This is a genomic window from Vibrio sp. CyArs1 (assembly GCF_022432925.1).
GTDB lineage: Bacteria > Pseudomonadota > Gammaproteobacteria > Enterobacterales > Vibrionaceae > Vibrio > Vibrio mediterranei.
This window is the reverse complement of sequence record NZ_JAKRBO010000014.1, coordinates 17703-42926: the sequence shown is the minus strand read 5'-3', so window position 1 is coordinate 42926 and position 25224 is coordinate 17703. Positions and strand designations below refer to the sequence as shown.

Below are 25224 nucleotides of genomic sequence, written 5' to 3'. Positions count from 1 at the left end.
TTTGATTGATGTGGATTTATCGCTGATCGTAGCCCCAGCGAGGCACGAGAGTTTGGTCGATACCCATATGGTCAAGCACACGAGCCACAATAAAGTCGACCAAATCCTCAATAGATTCTGGCTGATGATAAAAACCAGGCGCAGCTGGCATGATGGTCACGCCCATTTGCGAAAGTTTGTGCATGTTTTCTAGATGTATGGTTGAAAATGGCGTCTCGCGTACCACTAAGAGAAGTTGACCACGCTCTTTCATTACCACGTCAGCGGCACGTTCAATTAAATTGTCCGACATCCCATGAGCAATCGCAGCCACACTGCCAGCCGAACATGGGCAGACGATCATCTGTTTGGGCGCTGCCGACCCGGAAGCCACTGGTGAAAACCAATCTTCTTTACCACACACTACCAGCTTATCTGGCGAGCAATTCAGTCTTTGTACTAGTGCTTTGTGCGCGGCATCCGGACCGCTCGGCAGTTTAATATTATGTTCAGTCGCCAACACCACTCTCGCAGCGGAAGAGATCAATAAGTACACGGTATAATCTTGAGCTAACAAGCACTCAAGGAGGCGCATCCCATAAGGAGCGCCAGATGCACCAGTAAATGCCAGCGTGATCGCTTTCTCTACGGGTTTCATTACGCTAATGCCTCTAATAATTTTTGATGAATACCACCAAAGCCACCATTGCTCATCACCAGAATTTGATCGCCTGGTTGAGCCTGTTCAACAATGGCCTGCACCAGCTCATCAATAGAGTCACTGACTTTGGCTGGTTGCGAGCATGAGTGAGCTATCTCTTCTACTGACCAATCAATATTGTCGGGTTGGAATAAGAACACCGCATCGGCTTGAGTGAGCGACTGCGCTAATGTCTCTTTGTGCACGCCGCGTTTCATGGTGGCACTGCGTGGCTCTAAAACAGCTAGGATTCGCTGCTTGCCGACCTTGTTACGTAAACCACCTAAAGTCAGTTCAATTGCCGTTGGATGATGGGCAAAATCATCGTATACCGTGACTTGATTCACTTCGCCCTTCAGCTCCAAGCGTCGCTTGGTATTGATAAACTTGCCTAGTGCTTCGCACGCAAGATCTGGAGTCACGCCAACATGCCTTGCTCCAGCAATAGCCATCAGGGCGTTATCGACATTATGGTCACCCACTAGCTCCCACTTCACTTCCCCGACTTTGCTGCCATGCAGGTACACTTCAAAATGCGAACCATCACGCTTTAACTTGTGAGCATGCCAATCCGCATTCTCTCCCGTGTGTTCCACTTCACTCCAACACCCTCTTCCTAGTACGTCACCCAACGCCTTATCTTTACGTGAAGCAAGGATGCGGCCGTTTCCAGGAACAGTGCGAACTAAATGATGAAATTGTCGTTTGATGGCTTCAAGATCGTCAAAAATATCCGCATGATCGAACTCAAGATTGTTCATAATGAGAGTGCGTGGATGGTAGTGAACGAACTTAGAACGTTTGTCAAAAAAAGCACTGTCATACTCATCCGCTTCCACCACGAAAAACATAGATTCACCCAAACGAGCTGACTGACCGAAGTTGCCTAATACCCCACCGACTAAGAAACCCGGTTGATAACCACAATCTTCAAGAATCCAACTTAACATACTGGATGTGGTAGTTTTTCCATGAGTCCCTGAAACAGCCAGCACCCAGCGATCATGCAAAAGAAACTCTTGTAACCACTGTGGGCCAGAAGTGTATTTCAGATTATGGTTAAGCACGTACTCAACGCAAGGGTTGCCACGACTCATCGCATTCCCAATGACGACAAGGTCTGGAGCAGGATCGAGCTGAGCTGGGTCAAACCCTTCGATAATCTCTATGCCTTCCGACTCCAATAATGTGCTCATTGGTGGATAAACGTTAGCATCACTGCCTGTAACTCGGTGTCCCAACTGCTGGGCCAATACCGCAGCGCCTCCCATGAAGGTACCGCAAATACCCAGAATATGAATGTGCATAGTTCGCTCTCTTAACTCTTTGCGTCTAATTTTACGCTATTGTCGCTATATATACCCAAAGCGTGCGTCAAAAGCGAGAAAGTTAGCGGTTAGGGAAATAAATGTGACATTCATCATACAAAACGGAGCGTGTCATGGTTACTTCATTACCATTAAAAAGTTCTGCCACCTACAATACACATGTGTGTTGATGAATACCCCCAATAAACGCAATCGTTTGGTTGCCACATTTCTCTCACACACTACCCCCAAGAAAATAAGCAGAAAAGTTAAGGATATAACATGTCTGAAATGCGCACCCTTGGCGAATTCATTGTTGAGAAACAAACTGATTTCCCCCACGCTAGCGGTGATTTATCTTCCCTTTTGTCTTCGATTCGACTCGCTGCCAAAATCGTAAACCGAGAAATTAACAAGGCTGGCCTTGCTGATATTACTGGTTCTGTAGGCTCTGAAAACGTTCAAGGTGAAGCTCAACAAAAACTCGATGTCTATGCCAACGACAAATTTAAAGCCGCTTTGGAAGCGCGTGACCAAGTTTGTGGCGTTGCCAGTGAAGAGGAAGATGAGGCAGTAGCATTTAACAAAGAGCTCAACAAAAATGCCAAATACGTCGTACTAATGGACCCACTTGATGGCTCATCGAACATTGATGTCAATGTATCAGTAGGTACCATCTTCTCCATTTATCGTCGCGTTTCACCGGTTGGTACTCCTCCGACTCAAGAAGACTTCCTACAACCGGGCAACAAGCAAGTTGCAGCAGGCTATGTGGTGTACGGCTCGTCGACTATGTTGGTTTATACCACGGGTAAAGGCGTAAACGGATTTACTTACGACCCATCGATCGGTACCTTCTGCCTATCTCATGAAAATATGATGATCCCTAAAGATGGCACCATCTATTCCATTAACGAGGGCAACTATATTCGCTTCCCTATGGGTGTGAAGAAGTACATCAAGTACTGCCAAGAGAATGTGCCAGAAGAGAAGCGTCCATACACGTCTCGCTACATTGGCTCCTTGGTATCTGACTTCCACCGCAACCTGCTTAAGGGTGGCATCTACTTGTACCCAAGCACGCAAAGTCACCCAAGTGGTAAACTGCGCCTACTGTATGAGTGCAACCCAATGGCTTTCATCATGGAGCAAGCAGGCGGCTTAGCATCGGATGGTACTCAGCGTATCATGGACATCAAACCTACCGAACTACACCAGCGAGTCCCATTCTTCGTTGGCTCAAGCCGAATGGTTGAAAAGGTCGAATCTTTCCTAGAAGAATATAAAGACCAATAACTTCGAAGTGCCTCTCAATAGAGGCACTTTTTGTTTTAAAACTAACCAAGTATACTCTTTGTAAACGATTCGTGTTTCAGCCCTCTATTCCCTCCTCAAAGGAATAATGAATAAAGAAAAGGAAAGTCAAAATGAGCTTGAACAATGTCCCTGCAGGTAAATCATTGCCTGATGATATCTATGTAGTGATTGAAATCCCTGCTAACGCCGATCCAATTAAGTACGAAGTCGACAAAGACTCTGGTGCTGTTTTCGTTGACCGCTTTATGTCAGCACCTATGTTCTACCCATGTAACTATGGTTACGTAAACGAAACGCTTTCTCTTGATGGTGATCCTGTTGACGTGTTGGTACCGACACCTTATCCGTTGATGCCTGGTTCAGTAATTCGTTGCCGTCCAGTAGGCGTACTTAAGATGACCGACGAATCTGGTGAAGATGCAAAAGTCTTTGCCGTTCCTCATAGCAAGCTTTCTAAAGAGTACGACCACATTCAAGATGTAGGTGATATCCCTGAGCTGCTCAAAGCCCAGATCACGCAGTTCTTTGAGCGCTATAAAGAACTCGAAGCGGGTAAGTGGGTCAAAGTCGATGGCTGGGCCGATGTTCAGGCGGCAAGAGAAGAGATTGAAACTTCCTTTGAGCGCGCTAAGTCAAAATAACGCTCACTGAATACATGAAAAAGCTCTCTAAATTAGAGAGCTTTTTACTTTGGCTTAGAGTAAAGGAGCTAATAGCCGTAGCGGCCACGAGAGGCTTTGCCATTGTTATACCAGGTTCGAAAAGTTGGTTTGATATCATCACAGATGCCACGATACATTTCCCCTCGCTTTCCCAGAATGCTTGGGTCTTGTTGACAGTATGCGATACGACCTTCCTCATAGCCGTTAGAATAGGCCTGGTATAAATCTTCCGTGAAATCTATGGTAGTCGAAGATTGTAACTGTTGAACTGACAGTTTCTCATACCCTATAAGAGCTTGCTCCTGACCGTACTGCTGCCAGTCTTGAGGCATAAAAGAAGTAAGAGAAATTTGTTGAGCACAACCCGACATGATTAGTAAGCCAATGATGAATAACAGCCTCATACGATCCCCCCAGCACTAATTGCTAGCGCTTAGCGCGAGCATTTTTACCACGCCAATACTCATCGAGATACATTCGGTCTACATCGTTACAAATACCGTAATAGATTTTTCCATTTCTTCCTAAGACAAACGGATCTTGTTTACAGTATTCACTCTTACCTTCTTGATATCCTTTGAGATACGCTTTGTATTGACTAGCTGTGACGTCAGGCACTTTAGAGCGTAGCTTCGTTTCTGGTTCAACAATATAGCCCTTCAACGCCCATTGCTCGCCAAACTGTTGCCAGCTCATATCACTCTTGTCAGTGGGAGGCTGTAGTTGGACACAACCCGATAACAGCCCTCCAATTATTAACAACAACCAAGGCCTCATATTACCCTCTCTATTCCGCTTGTTACTTCATAAGTATACGAGAAAAAGCGCGAATCGATTACGTTGTGCGGCGGCGCAGCAACGGCTCGTGTTAATCCACTTCAAACTGATACAGGAAGGTTACAGAGCTATAAAGCCCAGACACCGCTTCAACGTAAAAGTCTTCAATGATTCGATAGCGTATGGTGAATTCACCGAGGGAGTTAAAAATACCTACCCCATATTTCACTTGTAGCCCTGGCAGAACATACCCACTCACGGTTACTTGAGAGTCATTACCACTACCTGCAGTATCAAGCTGTAAGTCTTGTACACCAAAAGCTTGGCCAATATCGCCGACCACTTTACCACTGCGAGCTAAACTCAAACCAATCAAGGTCGTGGTTAGTGCATTACCACCTGTTTCGCCATCAATATCTTGGCCACGTAACAAGTAAGAAAGGGCATTTGCTTGTGGCATAGTTGGATCAGAGAAAATCTCGATTTTAGGCTCTGATGCCAAACCGGTTACTTTTACCCCAGCTTTAACATCATCAGCTGTGGTCTCTGGGTTTCGTATCGCGGTAATATTGACGTAAGGCTGATCAACAGGCCCAGTCATTAGGATTTTACCTTCTTCAATCAACAAGTCTTGACCAAATGAAGTATACGAACCGTTGATGATATTGACTTCACCTTGAACAAATGGCCCTTTATCTTTTTGGGAAACTTGTAATCGCCCTCTTAAGTCACCCTTTAAGCCAAATGCAGATACACGAAAATCATTACCGATGTTAATCACAACATCACTTTCGATATTGAAAGGAACCACTGCTTCTTTGTCGATAGGCGTCATATCAGGGTTGAGTAGTACTTGGTCACTGGATACCGACACTGCACTCTGGGGCAGTTCCTCAACCAAAATTCGTCCCCAGGGCAAGCCTATCGTACCCGTTACTTTCGCCAGTTGTGGGTTGGCCTCGATGGTCATATCCGGGACAACCTTAACTTTCACCATCGGTGGCACTTCGACATTCAACTCATCGGCAAACACTCTCAATTTGGTGCGCCATGCATTGAGATCCTGCCAATTACCCTCACCGGATAATTGCAGTTCGCCATCATCAGTCTGAATTTTCGCATCTAAGTTGGCGTCATAGCCATTGAAAGCAATGTTCACACCACCCGACTTCACTTGAATTGGCGAAATGTCACCTTGAAGGGAAAGATCCGAAATGGAAAAGTCACCAAACAACTGTGGATGTAGAGCATCCCCTTTAATTTTGATGTTTGAATCAAGGTTCGCTTTGAGCTTATTGAACTCACCAATAACAGGCTGCAGGAAGTCCAAGTTAAACGTAGAAAGGTTAACCTCACCCTCTATCTTTTTGTTGTCCGCAAGCACATCCGGTAAGGTCACTTGACCAGAAAGATCGCCGTTATCTGTTACGTCCACTAACCAACTGGCTTCGAGCTTATCATCCGCTAAATTCGCCGATACATTCACCTTATCCCAACCTATAACAAGAGGGGCTTCTAGTGTTTGCGTGACCTTACCCTTAGGCAGGCTCACATCCAGCTTCACTTGCGGAGCAGCCTCTGGCGCCCACTTTGCCCACACTGTCACATTAGCGGTCCCTTCCACATTGGTATTTTTAGGAATGTAAGCATCAAGCTGTTTAAAGTTGAAATTCTTCACTGTGACTAAGGCTTCACCTGACGTCCCTGCCTGAATGTCTTTTTCCAAACACACTTTCGAGTCAGCTTGTGCCCAACAGTGCGCCGAGACATCTGCCACTTGTTTATCGATATCCACTTTGATATCGATAGGATCCACCAAATCAAGCGGCCCTTGTTCTGACTCTAAATGGACGTCAGCAAGTCGCCCAGTCCAAACAAGGTTTGGCTTATCCTGAAGAGAACCGTCTAAGTCAATCTTTGCAGACAGGAGGTTGGAAACAAGATCTAATGACAGTGTATGCCGTGCTTGGGTACCACTTAAGGCAAGATCCACACTCTCCACAACCTGTTCTTGATAAGTAACCCCAGAAGCCTTTAGTGAGAGGTTCGCCTGAGCTTGCTCAAGAGGTAAAGGTTTCGCCGTACCGGATAAAGATAAGCTATCGATACTGGCTTCTTGTTTCCATTTTACTTTTTCTACTTTGAGATCGGTGGCAATATCAGGTTCTAACATCGCCCCTTTAATACCCACCGTCCCTTTCAGAAGACCAGTGAGATCTGGAACCGATTTCGCTAAGTCAGGAAAATCGATGCGAACATCCATATTCCAATCCTTATCGAGGGTTCCTTTTGCACTTAGTTGGTTTGGACCATGAGCGACTGACAGCCCTTCAGTCCTGACTTTATACTTGCCCTTGCCAGAAGTGTCTGCAGCTTCTAGTTGCCCTTTAACGTTTAGCGGGTAATTACGAAGTACGCCAACAATATCAAGAGTAGGAACCGACACGTCCCAACCACCAGCCTCTGTAAGTTGGCCACTGGTGACAATATGGCCGCTAATGTCGCCTTCTGCCTCTGGCCATTGAAGACCTGGTTGAATGTGTGTGAGGTTAATATCCCCTTTCCAGTTTATCGGCGACTCCCAGTTCGCCATAACCTGACCAGTAATGTTGCCACCTAAGCTATCAATGGAGAGCTCACTTAGGTCAATTTGCTTCAAGTCACCCTTACCAATCAACTGGACTGCCACATCTGGAATGTCCTTACCTGATGCTTGAGCGTTTAGAGCAACGTCATACCCTTCCAATGAGCCTTTCGCTTTCAAGCTTTCAATAGCAACTTGATAATCACTTTTACCGGTTAATGGCCACGTCGCTTTTGCATCATTGATCGTGGCATCAAACGGAAGTGTTGGTTCCAGTGGCTGTAACTCTCCATTTAAAGCACCAGTGATTAGCCCGGAAAACTGACTATCTAGAGACAGCTTTTCAACGCTTCCTTTAGCCTCTAATTGTAACCTCTGGCCCGCCAAATCCGTTTGTTTGAGATGGGCCGTAAGGAACAGGTCTAATGGGTAGCCCTGATTTAAGGTGATGTCTCCATTAAGAAGGGCATCCACTTGCGGCATATCTAGCTGCAGTTTATCTACATGAACATCATGTTCACCTGCTCGGCCCACCAACTGCAAATTGTTGACAATGACAGGCTCATCTTGCTCAAGTTTAAAGTCTTGAATTTCGATTCCCGCAATATTAACGAAGAGCGGAATTAATACCTCTGGTAGCTCGATAGCCTGAGGTTTGGTCTCCTGTTGAGGCTCTTGTGGTTCTGCACTGCTCTCATCCGACGGCGCTAGCGCTACTCTCGGTGATTTTAGCAAGGTATCACCGACCGTGAGTTTGGAACCGGTCATTGCGAGAGACGTAGAAAAGACATCCCAATTCACTTTAGTGCCTAAGATATCCAAATTGATATCACTAAAGTTCACCTTACCGATCGCAATTGGAATGGGTGTTGAGATTGACGTGAGCGGCTCGCTTGGCTCGGTAGAAGGCTCACTTGGTGCGACTTCAGGCATCGAAAAGTTCAAACCCGTTATCGCCAGTTCATTAATACATACCCTAGGATCGCTCAAGCAGTTGAGATCAACGGCCAACGTCAATGACTGAGCGTTAAGATCAATATGGAGACTCTCGTCGACAAAACTGACTTGGTTAAGGGTAAACCTGGGGAATAGTGAGCCCTTGGCTTCCGACACCTGTAACTGAGGCAGGGCTTTGTTTACCCCCCAAAGAATGCTGTTCAACCCCGCATTAGTGAACATAGCGAAGGCCAGCGTTGCCACAATTAGTAGTATCAACGTCGCAAAGCCGATAGAGACCCACTTGGTCACTCGCCAAACTTTTAACATCATAATTCTGGCCCTAAACTAAAGTGAATACGCCATTCTGCTTGCGGTTTCTGATCTAACCCCTTCGCATAATCAAATTTCACCGGGCCAACAGGCGACACCCAGCGGATACCGAAACCGGCACCACGTTTCCACTCTGGACTATCATTAAATGCATCACCAACATCGAAAAACGTCGCTGCCCACCAATTTCCAGTAATACGATATTGATACTCTAGTGTACTGGTCGCCAAGTATTGACCACCGGTCTTATTACCGACATCATCCTCGGGAGAAATACTCTCATAGTCGTAACCTCGGATGCTGTTATCACCACCCGCATAGAATCGTAGTGACGGTGATAACTTAGAAGGGTCACTAGCAATGTTGGCACCAACATCCACTTTAAAAATACCACGATGATTTTCACCAATACTGGAAATCCATGTGGACGTTCCACGCATGCGGAACACGGAAGTTTCTGAGAGGGCGCGCTCGTCGCCGACTTCAAACATGATGGTCTGTTTGTTACCACTCATCGGCAGTACACCACCTCGAGACACCACTCGTGAATACGATAGGCCAGGTAAGACGAACTGACCTAACTCACCTTGTGTATTGAACTCGTAGTTCTCCACCAAATAACGTAGATAAGCGGTGCGATGCCAACCGCTATCGAGCACCCAGTGACGCTCGAAGGCCAAGTTGGATTCCAAAGTCTTTTTATCACTTCGGTTTACGTTTTTTAGACCATATTGAATGAGATAGTAATCTTTCAGCACATCATCCAAAGGAATCTTGTAGCTTGCGGTCACCTGTTGTTCAGGAATAGAGAGATCAAGACTGGTATTAAAGCTGTGGCCATGTTCGTTCAGCCATGGTTTTTTCCACTTGAACTTAACTTTTGCCCCCACATCAGTGGAGTAACCAAGACCCGTTTCAAATTGGTTTTTTACTTGCGGGGCCAATGACACCTTCATAGGTAACTCTCGGCCTTTACCTACTTGCGATAAGTCAGGCTCAACGAATACCGATGAAAACCATTCGGTATTAGATAAGTTCTGGTTATGGATACCGACTTTAGAGGCAAGATAATCATCCCCTGTTTTATATGGTTGTAATGATTCTACTTTTTGAATATCGATCTGACTGCCGGTGATGGTGGTTTTGCCAAATTGATAGCGAATCCCACTATCGTAATGCAATCGAATAAAAGCTTGGTTAAGTTCAGGGACCACTTCAAGTCGGCTCAGCACATATCCGCCATCGAAGTAACCTTTTTGCAAAGCAAGATTACGAATACTTGATTTCATCGCATCGTATTGGCTGTGGTTTAAAATGACACCTTCTTTAAGAGGCGTCAGTCGGATAAGACGCAGAAAATCTTCATCACTCTTCGCTTCACCAGAGATATCAATATCAACCAATTTGATTCTCGTCGGCTCACCTGCATTGACGTTTACAATCAGCTCAGAGTCCTTATCGTCCACGGAGAACTCGATACGGGCATTGTAATAACCCACCGCATTCAGGGCTGTATTGATTTCTTTGGTTAGGCGAGATTGAAATCGAAGTGACGTTGAGTATTCACTGGGCTCAATAGCGGATATGTAGGCATCAACATTATCCTTCAATGCACCACTTAAACCATTAATATCCAATGACACACCATCTTTTGCCATCGCTAAACTCGATGACAGCAACAGAATTAGCGGTGGTAATACTCTCTTTATCATGCTTTATTGTTGAGACTGTGATTCGTTGTTTTTGTATTGAACTGGAATGATAACCCCGATCAATTTAGAAGTCTGTAGTCACCACCCACATGATGACAGATTAGCGTTATTTTATTGATGGTTTTCAGAAACTTCGTACACCCAATAATAGTCCAAAAAGGAGCCTATGATGCGTAAAACGGAAATGATATCAGCAGACCAAGCTCTACCGGGGCGTGGCCATGCCATCGCAAAAATGGAGCCACACTTCATCAATCAATCTGACCTCAATGCCTCACTTCAAGAGCATCAACAGTCTGTCGTTATCGGCCTTGGTTGCTTTTGGGGAGCCGAGCGTGTGTTTTGGCAGTTAGACGGTGTTGTCTCGACATCCGTCGGCTATGCGGGTGGCTACACTCCAAATCCGACCTATGAAGAGGTTTGTTCTGGAAATACAGGGCATACTGAAGTGGTGCGTGTTGTATTCGACAGTCGGGTAACCTCTTTGACAGACATACTCAAAGTCTTTTGGGAGAAACACGATCCAACTCAAGGAATGCGTCAAGGGAACGATATTGGTACTCAGTACCGCTCTGCTATTTACGTTAATGATGAGCAACAGCTTTTGACGGCGCAACAGACTCAGCAACAATACCAACAGGCACTTGGTGATACTTCCATAACAACAGAAATTGCCTTACTCAATCACTACTACCTTGCTGAGGTATACCACCAGCAATATCTCGCTAAGAACCCTAATGGGTATTGTGGAATTGGTGGTACAGGCGTCTGTTTTCCTCCTCAATAACCAGACGGCGCACAACAAAAAACGCTCTTGGTTTCACACCAAGAGCGTTTCTAAAAAATTCTATTGATATATCTGTTCTACATCGCGAGCGCAGCAATCTCGATGTTAATCTCTTTAAATGCATCGAGTTTTTGTTTGTCACCGACCTCTGGTAGTAACACTTTGCCGTTATCGAACCGAAACACCCCGATACCCGCAATAAAAAACTGTCCCTTAAAAAGCGTTTTAACAAATTTAGCAATTTGTCTCGGACGATAAACCGTAAACTTTCGCAGCATAACCTAACCTCAATATCCGTTTGAGTACAACCATCATGTTCTCGCTTTATGCGAGTGTTGTCGCAATATTTTTTGCGCTCGGGACAAGTATACAGCATATTTATTCGTTCACAAAAGATAAATTAACATCTTTGCAACAAACTATAAATTACTGTTATGCTTGGTATGATTTTATCAAGTAAAGGACATCTCTTGGTCAAATCGCACCAATAACATTGTGGTAATTCCTAGGTTAACCTATGGTATGCCGCTCAACACAAAGTAATGGAAACAATTACAATGAAACTAAAGCCTCTCCTAACAATAGCTATGCTGTGTTTACCCACTCTTGCTATGGCCACGAATTTACAAGTTGGTGGCAACGCACGCTCAATATCTGTGAAGGATCATGGTGAGCTTATTCTCAACAATGATGCAATTACTTACCAAGCGTGGAGCAGTAACGATATGCTTGGCAAAGTACGAGTTATTCAAGCCATCGCTGGCCGTAGTAGCTCAAAAGAGATGAACGCCCCACTAATGAAAGCCATTACGGATGCAAAATTTCCAGAAGACAGCTACCAAACCACGACAATTATCAACCAAGATGATGCGATGTGGGGCACAAGCTCCTTTGTCAAATCTTCAGCTGAAGACAGCAAGCAAGAATTCCCATGGTCATCCATGGTGCTCGATAAACACGGCCTAGTCGCCAACGCGTGGCAACTCAAAGAAGATAATTCAGCAATTATCGTTCAAGATAAGCAAGGCAAGATTCTGTATGTTAAAGAAGGCGCTTTAACAGATAGTGAGGTTCAAGAAGTGCTGACGATGATCAGCGATAACCTATAACCTCTCGCTATGTTGAAATCATAATGGGAGCAAAGTCGCTCCCATTGTTTTTTTCCTGTTAGAAACCCAAAGCGGACCATTGTTTACGTTGGTAAATATTTTGATTTGTTATAACATAACAAATCAAAATTAAACGAGAACAAGTCGCATGTCGCTGATTCAACCGATGAAAACAGGTTCTAAGCTAAGAGCTGCATTGTGCTTAAGCTTGCTGCTGCTTGCTCTCAATGCCCTATCCATCGAGCACAGCTACGATTCTCACATCGACCACCAGGAACATCATTGCCCTTTATTTACCAAAGGCACCCATTCACTTCCCGTCAGTCTTTTCCATGCAGCGTCAGTGGTTGTTTCTCATTCAAGATTGATCAATATAGATAATAGTGTCTGCCATTCAAAGCCGGAGTGCATCAGTGCACGCTCACCGCCTTTGCTTACCTAGATTCACTAAAATCATCTATTGTTATCACAGACTAAAATTTAAGGAATCCCAATGAAACTCAAGATGACTCTATTAGCTGGACTCGTAGTCTCCCAATTTGCGGTGGCAGAAGAAAACTTCCGACAACACGATGCCCATGTTCACGGCCATGTCGAGTTCAATATTGCTCAAGATGGACAAGACCTTTTGGTGGAAATTACGGCTCCTGGCGCGGATGTAGTCGGCTTCGAGCATGCCCCGAAAACTGACGCAGAAAAAGCGGCGCTTACCAAAGCCAAAGCGACACTCAACGACGTAAATAACCTACTGATCCTACCAAAGGCTGCTGGATGCCAGCTCGTGGATGCGGATATTGATAACACGCTTGAGTCTCATCAAGGCCATGATGACCACGATGACCATCACAACCATAAAGATCATGATGATCATAAAGGTCATGACGACCACCACGATCATGACCATAAAGAACACGATGATCACAAAGGTCATGACGACCACGACCACGACCACGACCACGACCACGACCACCATGATGGACATGGTGAGTTCAACGTGCAATACCAATTTACCTGTAGTGATTTCAGTAAGTTAAACCAAATTGACACAAAATGGTTTAGCTACTTCCCTGCAACTGAAAAAGTCTCTGTTAACCTGTTAACGGACACAGCACAATCTGCAACTGAACTAACCTCTGGCAACACTGTCATTAAACTGTAAGCATCTCGCCCTAAGAAGTAGCTTTGCTCTCTTAGGGCATCTTCTTGGATAAGAGGACATTATGGCTAGAGTAATCGAACTCACCGATCTCACTTTCAAATGGCACCCAGAACAAGCCCCCACACTCGATATTCCTTCACTCACTATAGAACAGGGTGAACATCTATTCTTAAAAGGACCAAGTGGCTGCGGGAAATCGACCTTATTGGGGCTACTCACTGGTATCAATACAGCAACTTCAGGCAATGTTGTCGCTCTGGGACAGTCACTACAATCCTTATCTGCCAGTGCTAGAGATAAATTTAGGGCGGATCATATCGGTTATATATTCCAACAGTTTAACCTGCTGCCGTATCTCTCCGTCATTGATAACGTCACCTTACCTTGCCAGTTTTCTCAAGTCAGAAAAAACAAGGTAGCAGGCCCTTTAGAGCAAGAAGCCAAGCGGCTTCTCGAACACTTAAGGCTGCCTTCACACCTTCTCAACAAACCGGTGATTGAGCTCAGTATCGGTCAGCAACAACGTGTGGCCGCCGCACGTGCCTTAATTGGTCAGCCTGAATTTCTTATTGCCGATGAGCCAACTTCGGCTTTGGATCACGATAACCGAGAAGCTTTTATCGAATTACTTATGGAACAAGCCAACCAAGCTCATTCCACGCTGATCTTTGTCAGCCACGACCCGACGCTCGAATCCCTATTTACGCGAAGCGAAAATTTACTGGATATCAACCAAGCGAGAGCATTATGAGTATTACATTGAAACTAGCTTGGAAAAGTCTTCTCAACCGAAAAACCACCGCCTTATTAACCGTTATGACAGTGGCGATTTCGGTTATTCTTCTCATGGGTGTTGAACGTATTCGAACTCAAGCAAAAAGCAGCTTTGCCAACACGATTTCAGGTACAGACCTCATCGTCGGTGGTCGTTCTGGCCAAGTGAACCTGCTGCTCTACTCTGTCTTTCGTATTGGTAATGCCACCAATAATATCGATTGGAAAAGCTATGAAGAGTTTAGCCAACATCGCGCTGTTGACTGGGCAATTCCCATTTCTCTTGGAGACTCACACAAAGGTTTTCGAGTCATGGGAACTAATCACAGCTATTTCGAACACTACCAATATGGACAGAAGCAACATTTAAGCTTCTCTTCAGGCCATGAGTTTAATGGGCTATTTGAAACCGTGCTGGGCTCCGATGTTGCCAAATCCCTAGGCTATGATATTGGCAGTGAAATCATTATTGCGCACGGCATCAGCGATGTCGGCTTTAGCCGTCATGAAAACCTCCCTTTCAAAGTGGTCGGTATACTCGCCCCTACAGGGACACCAGTCGATAAAACCGTTCATGTTTCTCTTGAAGCAATTGAAGCGATACATGTTGGTTGGGAATCTGGTGCAAATCTGGGTAACACACCAAGCAAAGAACAGCTGGAACAAATTGACTTCCAACCTAAGCAAATCACGGCCATGTTGATAGGTCTTAAGAGCAAGATTCAGACCTTCGCTCTACAAAGACAGATTAATACCTATAAGCAAGAGCCACTAAGCGCCATTCTTCCAGGTGTCGCCTTGCATGAATTATGGGGCATGATGAGCGTGGCTGAAGAAGCGTTGCTTATCGTCTCTATTTTTGTTGTCGTCGCAGGTTTGATGGGAATGCTCTCAAGCTTACTGACTAGTTTACAAGAGAGACGAAGAGAGATGGCGATACTACGTGCCATGGGAGCTAGACCACGACACGTGTTCACCTTGTTGGTCAGTGAGGCCACCGTTCTAACTTCTGTCGGTATCATTTGCGGTATTGGTGGCATGTATGCCATGCTAGCGGTCGCTGCGCCAATCATCACTGCAAACTACGGTATCAATATTGCGCTAACCGCAATTACTGCTCATGAGTGGATGTTGCTAGGGTTTGTTCAAATCGCAGGAATGATCATTGGATTCTTCCCTGCACTGCGCGCGTACCGACAATCATTAAGCGATGGCATGACCATCCGAATTTAGCGAGATTGACATGAAAATACTGCCTAAACTCGTTGGCATTCTATTATTAACGATAAGCATGCTAATGCCACATATGGCGTTAGCACAGGATGAATCTGATCTATTAAAACTCGATTGGATCGATTTGATCCCCGAGAAAGAACGCAACCAGTTTGATGCGATGGGCATGCCTGCCATTGATCACTCTGGCGGTGTAATGGAGCAATCAAAATTGGGCTCTGTCCGACAAGAGCTTAATGGCAGTATGGTCAAGATCCCTGGCTTTGTTATTCCACTTGAAGGCGATGAAGACATGGTGACTGAATTTCTATTGGTTCCTTACTTTGGCGCCTGTATTCACGTACCACCACCGCCACCAAACCAAATCATTTATGTAAAGTTTAAAGAAGGTGCACCTGTACATCGTTTGTGGGATGTTATTTACGTGGTAGGAACATTGAAGACGGAAACCATCAATTCTGAGCTCGCTGAAACTGCCTATCTGATTGATGGAATCCGTATTGAAGATTATGACGATGATTAGAATGCACGCTGAATAGCGTAGAGGCGTTAAAAGTAAACATTTCGTTAACAGTGCTAGCTTGTCATATTGCCAATTAATCTTCTACTTAGCTGATGAAAGTAGATAGATAAGCTAGCACTCCGAGATAAACACATAGCAATAATGCTACCGAAACGTGTTTTTTAACTCTATTCTCTCCTGAGTGACTCATAAAGCCCTCCTTAGTTACACCCCAAATTTAACAAAAATTTATCATTTATCCCAGCATTTTTTACAATATGATGGCCGTTATTGTTAATTCGGAAAATAGCTCACATAAATAGAACTAGTCAGCACCATAAAATATCGCTAAATTGATGATCAATCGTACAATTTTACTGCCTATCTTGAATTCGTTTTTATGAGCAAATTACCTGTCGATCAGCAATCACAAACTACCGAGCCAAACACGCAGAACGAACAGGCTCACAAAAAAAGCCACCATATGAAGGACAGTGGCAGCAGAATACGTGCTATTGCTCAAGCACATAGTTTGGACGCATTGATTGCAGAGGAAACCCCAAGTAAAAGCCTATTTGAACGCGCCATGTTGCGCGAAAAGCAGAGTAAAGAGCAGCGACAAAAGAACTTAGAACAAATTGTGAAAGCCGCGCTGACATCGTGCAAGAATGAAGTGGCAGGAGAGCCAAACTTTGACTGGCTGGTGCGTTATTTCGACATGGCTAAGGAAATTCACAACAGCTCAATGCAAAAGCTATGGGCACAGGTGCTAAAACGGGAGGTGACCAATCCTGGTTCAACTTCAATGAAAGCTCTAAAAACCCTTAGAGACATGACGCCAAAAGAAGCACAAACTCTACAACGCGCAGCTTCTTTGGCTTGCAGTTTTGGTACCGATACTAGCCGAAAACTACTACTTGGTATTCGCCATCAGGCAGGGTTATTTAGCTTTTCTAAACGCGAAAGCCTTGATGAACTAAGCCTAGGTGAATTTCAATTTCCCTATTCCAGCCTGTTATTACTTGTTGAGCTCGGCATCCTGCTCGCCACCGAATTAGAGTCTGGTGAAATCACCAAAGAGCCCGCACTTAAGCTCGGTTATCAAGGTAAAGAAATGACGTTGCAGCCAAAGCATAAAGGCATCACGTTAACCTACTACCGATTTACCCCAACAGGTAACGAGTTGTGCCAATTGCTTGGAAACCGTAGCAATAACCAGTACCGCGATAAACTGCTAGAGTTACTGAATAGAAAGTTCATTGTGAAGGGTGACACGGCCAACTCGTTTCATCATACGGTTTAGCGAATGATACTTCGCTCAGTCAGTGCCTGAATACACTGTTCAACCAGTTCCTCAACTTTATATGCGTCGGCATTTAAATGAATTTCGGGTTCGATGGGTTGTTCATATTCAGAATCTATCCCGGTGAAATTCTTGATTTCTCCCGCTCGTGCTTTCTTGTATAACCCTTTAGGATCCCGCGCTTCACAAACCGCCAAGCTCGCATCAACAAAGACTTCCAAGAATTCGCCTTGAGGTAATAGCTCACGCACTAAAGCTCGCTCTTCTCGGTGAGGAGAGATAAAGGCTGAGAGCACGATAAGACCCGCGTCCGCCATCAATTTTGTTAGCTCACCAACTCTTCGAATGTTCTCTCGTCTATCTTGCTGAGAAAAGCCTAGGTCTCGACAGAGCCCGTGTCGCACATTATCGCCATCTAGCAAATAGGTGTGATAACCGCGTTGCGTAAGTTCAGTTTCCAGAGCGCCTGCCACCGTTGATTTTCCAGCACCGGAAAGCCCCGTAAACCACAACACTACTGGCTGCTGATTTTTTAAGGTTGCACGCTCTGACTTGGTTACCTGGTGCTGATGCCAAATAACGTTTTCATCTTTGTTTATTTCGGCGCTTGCCAGTGCACTATTTGACATAGTAAGTCCTTGTAAAAATACTTAAAACGGGAAGAAATAGGGAATAAGTGCCAATACCAAAACGGAATAGACAATAGAGATAGGTATCCCAATTCTCATGTAATCTTTCAGTTGGTAATTACCAACGCTATAAACCAGTAGATTAGTCTGATAACCATAAGGAGAGATAAAACTCGCGCTCGCACCAAACAGCACAGCCATTATGAAAGGCATGGGATCAACGCCGTAGCCGACCGCCATACTGTAGCCAATGGGAAACGCCAATGCCGCGGCTGCATTATTGGTCACCAATTCGGTTAGGATAAGTGTCACCAAGTAAGTAGCCACTAACGCTCCAAATACTCCCCAACCATTGAATAGCTCGATAAACATCGCTCCCATTCGCTCAGAGAGGCCAGTAGATATCATCAACTGCGCGATAGACAACGCCGAGCCAACAATCACCACAATGTCGACCGGAAAGCGACGCCTTAGCTCGCCGATATTAACGATGCCAAAGGCCAGAACCGCAATTAGATACAGTGCTAGCCCCTTAATTATGGGGAGAATGTGAGTGAGTGCTAACGCAATCACAGCAACAAAACCAAGCAGCACGTAACTCGATTTAGCAAAATCAAGTTTGGCACTGGAATCTAAGTCATTGACCAGCACAAACTCTTTTCGATGTTGGCGACGAGCCTGTTCGAACCCTTTACCAGGCGCCAACACCAATGTATCTCCGGCCTGTAAGATAATATTGCCGAGACCACCTTCCAGTCGTTCATGACCACGCCGAATCGCCACCACAACCGCATCAAAACGGTCACGAAAATGGCTCGATTTAAGCGTGTTATTACAGAAGGTCGCCGATGAGCTGACCACCACTTCCAATAGGTTCTGTCCGTTGAGATGGTGCTGCCCGAAAAACGTCAAACCCTGAATTTCTTGAAGAGTAGCAACACTTTCCACATCACCACAAAACAGCAGACGATCCTTAGCTTGAAGGACAAAGTTAGGGTCAACTGAAGCCAGAGTTTCACCATCTCGTACCACTTCGGCCAAAAACAACTTTCGTAATGCCCTGAGATTGTTCTCTGCGATACTTCGTCCCACTAGTGGTGAGCCAGGCTCCACTCGAGCTTCCAAAAAGTAGGGCAAATCATCTTGATTCGCATCATCATAATTAGGCAGAAGATAACTCAATGGAATCAGTACCAGTACTCCACCGACTAAGACACTAAGTCCTATCCAAGTGGGTGCGAAAAAGTCCAAACTTGGTAAGCCCACATCTTCGACGAAGCTATTGATTATAAGGTTGGTAGAAGTACCAATTAGCGTCAGTGTACCTCCAAGGATAGCCGCATAAGATAAAGGAATAAGCAGCTTTGAAGGAGCATGACGCTGGTTGCGCTTAATAGCGCCAATTAATGACACAACAACAGCGGTATTGTTGGTAAAAGAAGAGAGCAAAGCAGTAGAAACCCCAAGCTTTGCCACTACAGAGCCTAAACGGCCTGTAGCAATGGAACGACTAACCCAACTGATCAATCGAGTTTTTTCTAACGCCGCAGACGAGAGAATCAGTAGCACCAAAGTTAATAGCGACGAATTAGTAAAATTGGTCGCTATCGCATTAAGCTCTAACATACCGGAAATAAACGCGATAAACGCAGCACCAGCAAAGATAAGGCTCGGTTTTATCTGGGTCGCGATCAAGCAAGCAATGATAGACATCAACAGTGCTAGCACTACTCCTTGTTCCCACATATCCTTCTCCCTACTGCTTAATGCTACGTTACATTGATTTCACGTCACAATGGTTCCAACTAACTAAGACGTTAGATATTGGCATCCCACTCAGGGAAGTGCTTCATAATGAGTGCTTTCAGTTCTTTCTCAAATGCCCCCATGCGCTCTTGAGGTGAACGTTGTTCTTCAGCTAATGCTTCACGAACCAAGCCTGCACCTACTGTGACATTAGTGAGTCGGTCGATAACAATAAAACCACCGGTATCTTGCACCGCATCATAACTATCTACCGCAACCGACTCTGTAAGTGACCACTCACATAAACCAATACCGTTGAGAGGCAAAGCGTCAGTATCAAAAGACTTCAGTGTATTAATGTCATATTGATGACGAACACCTTCTAGCTGGCCCTGAGTTTTCTTACCTGCAATCTTGATGTCATAGCTTTTACCTGCAGCCAAAGGCTCATCAGTCATCCAAACCACATCAGCAAGCAGACGATTTGACGACACCACTTTCGCGTCTTGTTTTACAATCAAGTCACCGCGACTAATATCGATCTCATCACTTAAAGTCAGCGTTACTGCTTGACCAGCAAATGCGCGAGGCAAATCACCATCGAACGTCACAATACGTTCTACACGTGATGTTTTCCCAGAAGGTAGTGCTTTGATTTCATCGCCAACCTGTATTTCGCCTGAACCAATGGTGCCAGCAAAACCGCGAAAATCGAGGTTAGGTCTATTCACATATTGCACTGGGAATCGGAAATCTCCGTTTTGCTTCTCTTGGTCGATATCGACTTTTTCTAGCAGATCAAGCAGTGGCTCTCCTTGATACCAATTCATGTTGCTGCTCAAGTCGACCACGTTATCGCCTTCTAGAGCAGAGATAGGAATCATCTGGATATTGATGTCTTTACCTAAGTTTTCCGAAAACGTTAGGTATTCATCACGAATTGCTTCATAACGCTGTTGAGAGAAGTCCACTAGGTCCATTTTATTAACCGCGACGATAAAGTGCTTAAGACCCAACAAGCTCGAAATAAACGAATGACGACGCGTCTGATCCAATACTCCTTTTCGGGCATCGATCAAGATAACTGCAAGATCACAGGTCGACGCACCGGTCGCCATGTTACGAGTGTATTGTTCGTGCCCTGGCGTATCGGCAATAATGAATTTTCGTTTCTGAGTTGAGAAATAGCGGTAAGCTACATCGATGGTAATACCTTGTTCGCGCTCTGCTTGCAGACCATCAACCAATAAGGCCAAATCAGGCTTCTCACCCGTTGTTCCCACTCGTTGACTATCAGAGTGAACGGCCGCCAATTGATCTTCATAGATTTGCTTAGAGTCGTGGAGTAAACGGCCAATTAAAGTACTCTTGCCATCATCAACCGAACCGCATGTCAGGAATCGGAGTAAAGATTTGTGTTGATGCTGATTCAGGTAGCCTTCAATACCTAGTTCAGCAAGTTGTGCTTCTACTGCGCTATTCATAATCTGTTCCTTCGATCCTTAAAAGTAGCCTTGACGTTTCTTAAGCTCCATCGATCCTGACTGATCGTGGTCGATCGCTCGTCCTTGTCGCTCACTCGATGTGGCCACTAACATTTCTTCTATGATGCCTGTCAGTGTGTTTGCTTCCGATTCAACGGCCCCCGTTAATGGATAGCAACCTAATGTTCTAAAGCGTACGCTCTTATGTTCCACAGTCTCATCAGAACCAATCTCCATGCGATCATCATCAACCATGATCAGCATGCCATCACGCTCGACAACGGGACGCGGGGCTGCAAGATAAAGTGGAACGATTTCGATATTCTCTAAGTAGATGTATTGCCAAATATCAAGCTCAGTCCAGTTAGACAGCGGGAATACACGAATGCTTTCCCCTTTATTGATTTGACCGTTATAGGTTTTCCACAGCTCTGGTCGTTGGTTTTTAGGGTCCCAAGTATGGTTTTTGTCACGGAAAGAGTAGACACGCTCCTTCGCTCGCGACTTCTCCTCATCACGTCTTGCACCACCAAACGCTGCATCAAAACCATATTTATTTAACGCTTGCTTAAGTCCCTGCGTTTTCATGATATCGGTGTGCTTTGAAGATCCGTGTACAAATGGACTGCACCCCATCGCAAGCCCTTCTGGATTCTTGTGAACCAAAAGCTCAAATCCATATTTCTCTGCAGTGCGATCGCGAAATTCGATCATTTCTTTGAATTTCCAATCGGTATCAACATGCAGCAACGGAAATGGGATTTTTCCGGGATAAAATGCTTTGCGCGCTAAATGCAGCATGACAGAAGAGTCTTTGCCGATGGAGTACATCATGACTGGATTATCAAATTCGGCAGCCACTTCTCGGATGATATGGATGCTTTCGGCTTCCAATTGTTTTAGGTGTGTGAGTCTTTCTTGGTCCATGTGTTGTGCTTCCTTTTTCTATGTCGGCCACACTGTGACCAACACAAGACTGATTCAATAATGACTGTGATTAGGCGCGCTGACTTGCGACTCGTTGGTTTGGCTGAACCTCATCATGCTCTCGATTAAACCACGATAGCTCGTCAGCAAGAGAGACGACTTCTCCTACAACAATAAGTGACGGTGATTCAGCCTGTTGCGCTAACTCAGGTAAATTCGATAACTGGCCACGCAACACTTTTTGTGAACGCTGAGTCCCACGTTCAATAATTGCGACTGGAACGGCGTTACTACGACCGTGCGCAAGCAGTTGTTGCTGTATGTAGTCGGACTTCATCAGTCCCATATAGATGACAAGCGTTTGGTTCCCCCTAGCTAAGGTTGACCAATCCATATCATCAGCGTCAGGCTTTAGATGTCCTGTAACAAACAATGCAGATTGCGCGTAGTCGCGATGAGTAAGCGGGATGCCTGCATACGCTGTAGCACCTGCCGCTGCCGTGATACCAGGAATAACTTGAAATTGGATGCCTGCTGCCGCGAGTACCTGCAGCTCTTCGCCGCCACGACCAAATACGAAGGGGTCACCACCTTTAATACGTGCGACCTTATGTCCACTTTGCGCAAACTCTACCAATAATTGATTGGTCTTCTCTTGCGGAACACTGTGGTGACCAGCACGCTTACCTACACAAACCAAAATGGTACTTTCCGGCACCAACTCCATGATGTCATCAGAAACCAGGTAGTCGTAAAGCACGACATCCGCTTGTTGAAGTAGATTAAGAGCCTTCAGGGTAAGTAACTCAGGATCGCCGGGGCCTGCACCAATTAGCGCAACTTCACCCGCTCGTAATATTGAACTTGGCAACTTGGGCTTACGATAACTGCTCACCAAAGTTGGTGTGGCTACCTTGCCCGTTGGGAGTGGTTGAGACGAATCCATAATAACAATCCTTCACTAGTCGAATGATGGCATTATGACCACTCCTCTATATTACCTGAAATTCTAAAATTTCATTTTTTATTCCAAAAGTCACTAAGGAGATTTTATTAGCGCAGAACAATGTGAATTTTTGATCCATCTTCCGCCCGATTTTGCCGAATGGAACTAGGCTTGAAACAAAAGTTGCGAGATGTGTATCAGATTGCACTTGAGTGTGCACTTAAGATCACACTTTTTATGTATACGTAAACTTTCTTACACAACAAATTGCTACACTTAGCAAGTTTAAAATCAATTACCCCTACAAAGGATATGAAGATGAAAGTGGCAGTGAAACCTATTTCAATTGCAGTTCTTGGTGGCATGCTAGCGATGGCGGGCCCAGCAATGGCAGATGAAATTAAGCTCCGAATTATCGAAACAACTGACATTCACACCAATGTCATGGACTATGACTATTACAAAGATAAGCCAACTCAGAAGATTGGTTTAGCTCGAGCTGCCACACTAGTAAAAGAAGCGCGTAATGAAGTAACGAACAGTGTTCTCGTTGATAACGGTGACCTTATTCAAGGTAGTCCGATGGGCGATTATATGGCGTCTAAGGGCATCAAGCCTGGTGAAACACATCCTGTCTATAAAGCGATGAATCAATTAGACTACGATGTGGGTAACATCGGTAACCACGAGTTTAACTACGGTCTAGAGTTTTTAGCGACAACATTGGAAGGTGCTAACTTCCCGTACGTCAGCGCTAACATATTTGATAAGAAAACGGGCGAACACTACTTCAAGCCTTATTTAATCAAAACACACACCTTCAAAGACACTGATGGTAATGCTCACGAAGTTAAAGTTGGTTATATCGGCTTTGTTCCACCACAAATCATGGTATGGGATAAGAAGAACTTAGAAGGTAAAGTTTTCGCCAAAGACATTAAAGAAACCGCTGAAAAGCTCGTCCCTCAAATGAAAAAGGAAGGCGCAGACATTATTGTTGCGATTCCTCACTCTGGCGTTTCAAGTGCCCCTTACAAAGCTGGCGCAGAAAACTCGACCTATTACTTATCTGAAGTAGACGGTATTGATGCCATTGCATTTGGTCACTCTCATGCCGTATTCCCTGGTAAAGGTTTTGACAATATTCAAGGCGTTGATAACCAAAAAGGTACAATTAACGGTGTTGCAGCGGTTATGCCTGGCCGTTGGGGTAGCCACGTCGGTGTGATGGATCTTGTGTTAGAACAAGATGGCGATAGCTGGAAAGTCGCGGAAGCGCAAACAGAAGCACGCCCTATTTTTGACGCTACCAATAAGAAACCACTTGTTGACGCTGATAAAGGCATCGTTAGCGCAGTCAAAGAAGATCACAATGCAACACGCGACTTCGTTAATCAACCTATTGGTAAAGCGAATGACGTGATGTACAGCTTCCTTGCTTTAGTGCAGGATGATCCTACGGTTCAAATCGTCAACTTAGCGCAAAAAGACTATGTAGAGACCATGATTCAAGGTGATCCGGACCTAGATGGTTTACCGGTACTTTCTGCTGCTGCTCCATTTAAAGCCGGTGGTCGTAAAAATGACCCAGCAAATTTCACTGAAGTCGAGTCAGGTCAGCTTACATTCCGTAACGCAGCCGACCTTTACCTCTATCCAAATACACTAGTTGCTCTGAAAGTAACCGGTAAAGAAGTCAAAGAGTGGCTTGAGTGCTCTGCTGGCCAATTCAAGCAAATTGATGTGACATCAAGCCAGCCTCAATCGCTTATCGATTGGGATGGTTTCCGCACTTATAACTTTGATGTTATGGACGGGGTAAACTACCAGGTCGATGTCAGTAAGCCTGCTCGTTATGATGGTAACTGCAAACTACTTGATGGTAACAGTGAGCGAATCGTAGATCTTACCTACAAAGGTAAACCAATCGACATGAAACAAACCTTTATCATTGCGACTAATAACTACCGTGCATACAGCAACAAGTTCCCAGGTACAGGCAGTGACTTTATTGCGTTTGATTCACCGGATGAAAACCGTACTATCGTGGCCAACTACATCTCTAAAGTTAGCCAAGAAAAAGGTGAAGTCACACCAAGCGCAGATAACAACTGGCGTTTTGCTCCTATCAAAGCGGATGTTGCATTAGATGTTCGTTTTGAAACATCACCATCGGATAAAGCGGCACAGTTCATCAAGGACAAAGGTCAATATCCAATGAAGAAAGTCGCTACTGATGATGTCGGTTTCGCGGTTTACCAAATCGATCTACAAAAATAATTAAGTTAATCGATATTAAGCCACGCATAATGCGTGGC

23 protein-coding genes are annotated in these 25224 nt (G+C 45.0%); 11 read left to right on the top strand and 12 right to left on the bottom strand.

Features of this window, described 5'->3' with window-relative positions; all coding sequences use genetic code 11:
- Nucleotides 1-16: 16 nt before the first annotated feature.
- Together MMA19_RS24460 and mpl are read right to left on the bottom strand one after the other, a co-directional pair.
- Nucleotides 17-637, bottom strand: a complete 621-nt coding sequence (locus MMA19_RS24460; RefSeq protein WP_038228881.1) for a flavin prenyltransferase UbiX — start codon at nucleotides 635-637, stop codon at nucleotides 17-19.
- Complete coding sequence (gene mpl / locus MMA19_RS24455; RefSeq protein ID WP_240207516.1) at nucleotides 637-1986, bottom strand: UDP-N-acetylmuramate:L-alanyl-gamma-D-glutamyl-meso-diaminopimelate ligase; 1350 nt, start codon at nucleotides 1984-1986, stop codon at nucleotides 637-639. The genes MMA19_RS24460 and mpl overlap by 1 nt, the downstream gene beginning before the upstream one ends.
- 282 nt (nucleotides 1987-2268) lie before the next feature.
- Between mpl and fbp the strand changes: the two genes are divergently transcribed.
- Both fbp and ppa read left to right on the top strand, forming a co-directional pair.
- Complete coding sequence (gene fbp / locus MMA19_RS24450; protein WP_006073244.1) at nucleotides 2269-3282, top strand: class 1 fructose-bisphosphatase; 1014 nt, start codon at nucleotides 2269-2271, stop codon at nucleotides 3280-3282.
- Nucleotides 3283-3413: 131 nt separating this feature from the next.
- Nucleotides 3414-3944 carry an inorganic diphosphatase gene (gene ppa / locus MMA19_RS24445; protein ID WP_031494627.1) on the top strand — a complete coding sequence of 177 codons (531 nt, stop codon included), beginning with the start codon at nucleotides 3414-3416 and terminating at the stop codon, nucleotides 3942-3944.
- Between the two features lie 68 nt (nucleotides 3945-4012).
- On the opposite strand, the gene MMA19_RS24440 is transcribed toward ppa, so the two are convergent.
- From MMA19_RS24440 to MMA19_RS24425, 4 genes are all read right to left on the bottom strand, one after another.
- The gene (locus tag MMA19_RS24440) at nucleotides 4013-4369 is read right to left on the bottom strand and encodes a DUF2799 domain-containing protein (RefSeq protein WP_240207515.1); all 357 of its coding nucleotides are present in this window, start codon (nucleotides 4367-4369) and stop codon (nucleotides 4013-4015) included.
- A 22-nt stretch (nucleotides 4370-4391) separates the two neighbouring features.
- Nucleotides 4392-4661: a DUF2799 domain-containing protein gene (locus tag MMA19_RS24435; protein ID WP_164491445.1), complete on the bottom strand. Its 270-nt coding sequence runs from the start codon at nucleotides 4659-4661 to the stop codon at nucleotides 4392-4394.
- Nucleotides 4662-4833: 172 nt separating this feature from the next.
- Entirely contained in the window at nucleotides 4834-8592 is a 3759-nt protein-coding gene (locus MMA19_RS24430; RefSeq protein ID WP_240207539.1) for a translocation/assembly module TamB domain-containing protein, read from the bottom strand.
- Nucleotides 8592-10307, bottom strand: coding sequence for an autotransporter assembly complex family protein (locus tag MMA19_RS24425; RefSeq protein ID WP_171392430.1), 1716 nt, complete (start codon nucleotides 10305-10307; stop codon nucleotides 8592-8594). Before MMA19_RS24425 ends, MMA19_RS24430 begins: the two co-directional genes overlap by 1 nt.
- A gap of 166 nt (nucleotides 10308-10473) precedes the next feature.
- Between MMA19_RS24425 and msrA the strand changes: the two genes are divergently transcribed.
- On the top strand, nucleotides 10474-11094 hold the full coding sequence (msrA, locus tag MMA19_RS24420; RefSeq protein WP_240207513.1) for a peptide-methionine (S)-S-oxide reductase MsrA: 621 nt from the start codon (nucleotides 10474-10476) through the stop codon (nucleotides 11092-11094).
- Nucleotides 11095-11171: 77 nt separating this feature from the next.
- On the opposite strand, the gene MMA19_RS24415 is transcribed toward msrA, so the two are convergent.
- Nucleotides 11172-11372, bottom strand: a complete 201-nt coding sequence (locus tag MMA19_RS24415; protein WP_006073236.1) for a DUF1107 family protein — start codon at nucleotides 11370-11372, stop codon at nucleotides 11172-11174.
- 279 nt (nucleotides 11373-11651) lie between these two features.
- Here MMA19_RS24415 and MMA19_RS24410 point away from each other — a divergent pair, with 279 nt between their 5' ends.
- From MMA19_RS24410 to MMA19_RS24380, 7 genes are all read left to right on the top strand, one after another.
- Nucleotides 11652-12203: a YtfJ family protein gene (locus MMA19_RS24410; protein WP_006073234.1), complete on the top strand. Its 552-nt coding sequence runs from the start codon at nucleotides 11652-11654 to the stop codon at nucleotides 12201-12203.
- A gap of 148 nt (nucleotides 12204-12351) precedes the next feature.
- Entirely contained in the window at nucleotides 12352-12645 is a 294-nt protein-coding gene (locus MMA19_RS24405) for a DUF2607 family protein (protein ID WP_171390447.1), read from the top strand.
- Between the two features lie 51 nt (nucleotides 12646-12696).
- Nucleotides 12697-13362, top strand: coding sequence for a DUF2796 domain-containing protein (locus MMA19_RS24400; protein WP_240207511.1), 666 nt, complete (start codon nucleotides 12697-12699; stop codon nucleotides 13360-13362).
- Between the two features lie 61 nt (nucleotides 13363-13423).
- Complete coding sequence (locus MMA19_RS24395) at nucleotides 13424-14113, top strand: ABC transporter ATP-binding protein (RefSeq protein WP_240207509.1); 690 nt, start codon at nucleotides 13424-13426, stop codon at nucleotides 14111-14113.
- Complete coding sequence (locus tag MMA19_RS24390; RefSeq protein WP_240207507.1) at nucleotides 14110-15369, top strand: ABC transporter permease; 1260 nt, start codon at nucleotides 14110-14112, stop codon at nucleotides 15367-15369. Before MMA19_RS24395 ends, MMA19_RS24390 begins: the two co-directional genes overlap by 4 nt.
- Nucleotides 15370-15427: 58 nt before the next feature.
- Nucleotides 15428-15892, top strand: coding sequence for a DUF3299 domain-containing protein (locus MMA19_RS24385; protein WP_240207537.1), 465 nt, complete (start codon nucleotides 15428-15430; stop codon nucleotides 15890-15892).
- Nucleotides 15893-16271: 379 nt separating this feature from the next.
- On the top strand, nucleotides 16272-17174 hold the full coding sequence (locus MMA19_RS24380) for a TIGR03899 family protein (RefSeq protein ID WP_240207505.1): 903 nt from the start codon (nucleotides 16272-16274) through the stop codon (nucleotides 17172-17174).
- Here the strand turns inward: MMA19_RS24380 and cysC are convergent.
- From cysC to cobA, 5 genes are all read right to left on the bottom strand, one after another.
- On the bottom strand, nucleotides 17171-17803 hold the full coding sequence (cysC, locus tag MMA19_RS24375) for an adenylyl-sulfate kinase (RefSeq protein ID WP_006073221.1): 633 nt from the start codon (nucleotides 17801-17803) through the stop codon (nucleotides 17171-17173). The two genes, MMA19_RS24380 and cysC, sit on opposite strands and share 4 nt — an antisense overlap.
- A gap of 21 nt (nucleotides 17804-17824) precedes the next feature.
- On the bottom strand, nucleotides 17825-19549 hold the full coding sequence (locus MMA19_RS24370) for an SLC13 family permease (RefSeq protein ID WP_038228867.1): 1725 nt from the start codon (nucleotides 19547-19549) through the stop codon (nucleotides 17825-17827).
- Nucleotides 19550-19620: 71 nt separating this feature from the next.
- Nucleotides 19621-21033, bottom strand: a complete 1413-nt coding sequence (gene cysN / locus MMA19_RS24365) for a sulfate adenylyltransferase subunit CysN (RefSeq protein ID WP_240207504.1) — start codon at nucleotides 21031-21033, stop codon at nucleotides 19621-19623.
- A gap of 18 nt (nucleotides 21034-21051) precedes the next feature.
- Nucleotides 21052-21960: a sulfate adenylyltransferase subunit CysD gene (cysD, locus tag MMA19_RS24360; protein WP_006073216.1), complete on the bottom strand. Its 909-nt coding sequence runs from the start codon at nucleotides 21958-21960 to the stop codon at nucleotides 21052-21054.
- Between the two features lie 70 nt (nucleotides 21961-22030).
- Nucleotides 22031-22906, bottom strand: a complete 876-nt coding sequence (gene cobA, locus MMA19_RS24355; protein ID WP_038228864.1) for a uroporphyrinogen-III C-methyltransferase — start codon at nucleotides 22904-22906, stop codon at nucleotides 22031-22033.
- A gap of 318 nt (nucleotides 22907-23224) precedes the next feature.
- Between cobA and cpdB the strand changes: the two genes are divergently transcribed.
- Nucleotides 23225-25186 carry a 2',3'-cyclic-nucleotide 2'-phosphodiesterase gene (cpdB, locus tag MMA19_RS24350; protein ID WP_240207502.1) on the top strand — a complete coding sequence of 654 codons (1962 nt, stop codon included), beginning with the start codon at nucleotides 23225-23227 and terminating at the stop codon, nucleotides 25184-25186.
- The last annotated feature ends 38 nt before the right edge of the window (nucleotides 25187-25224 follow it).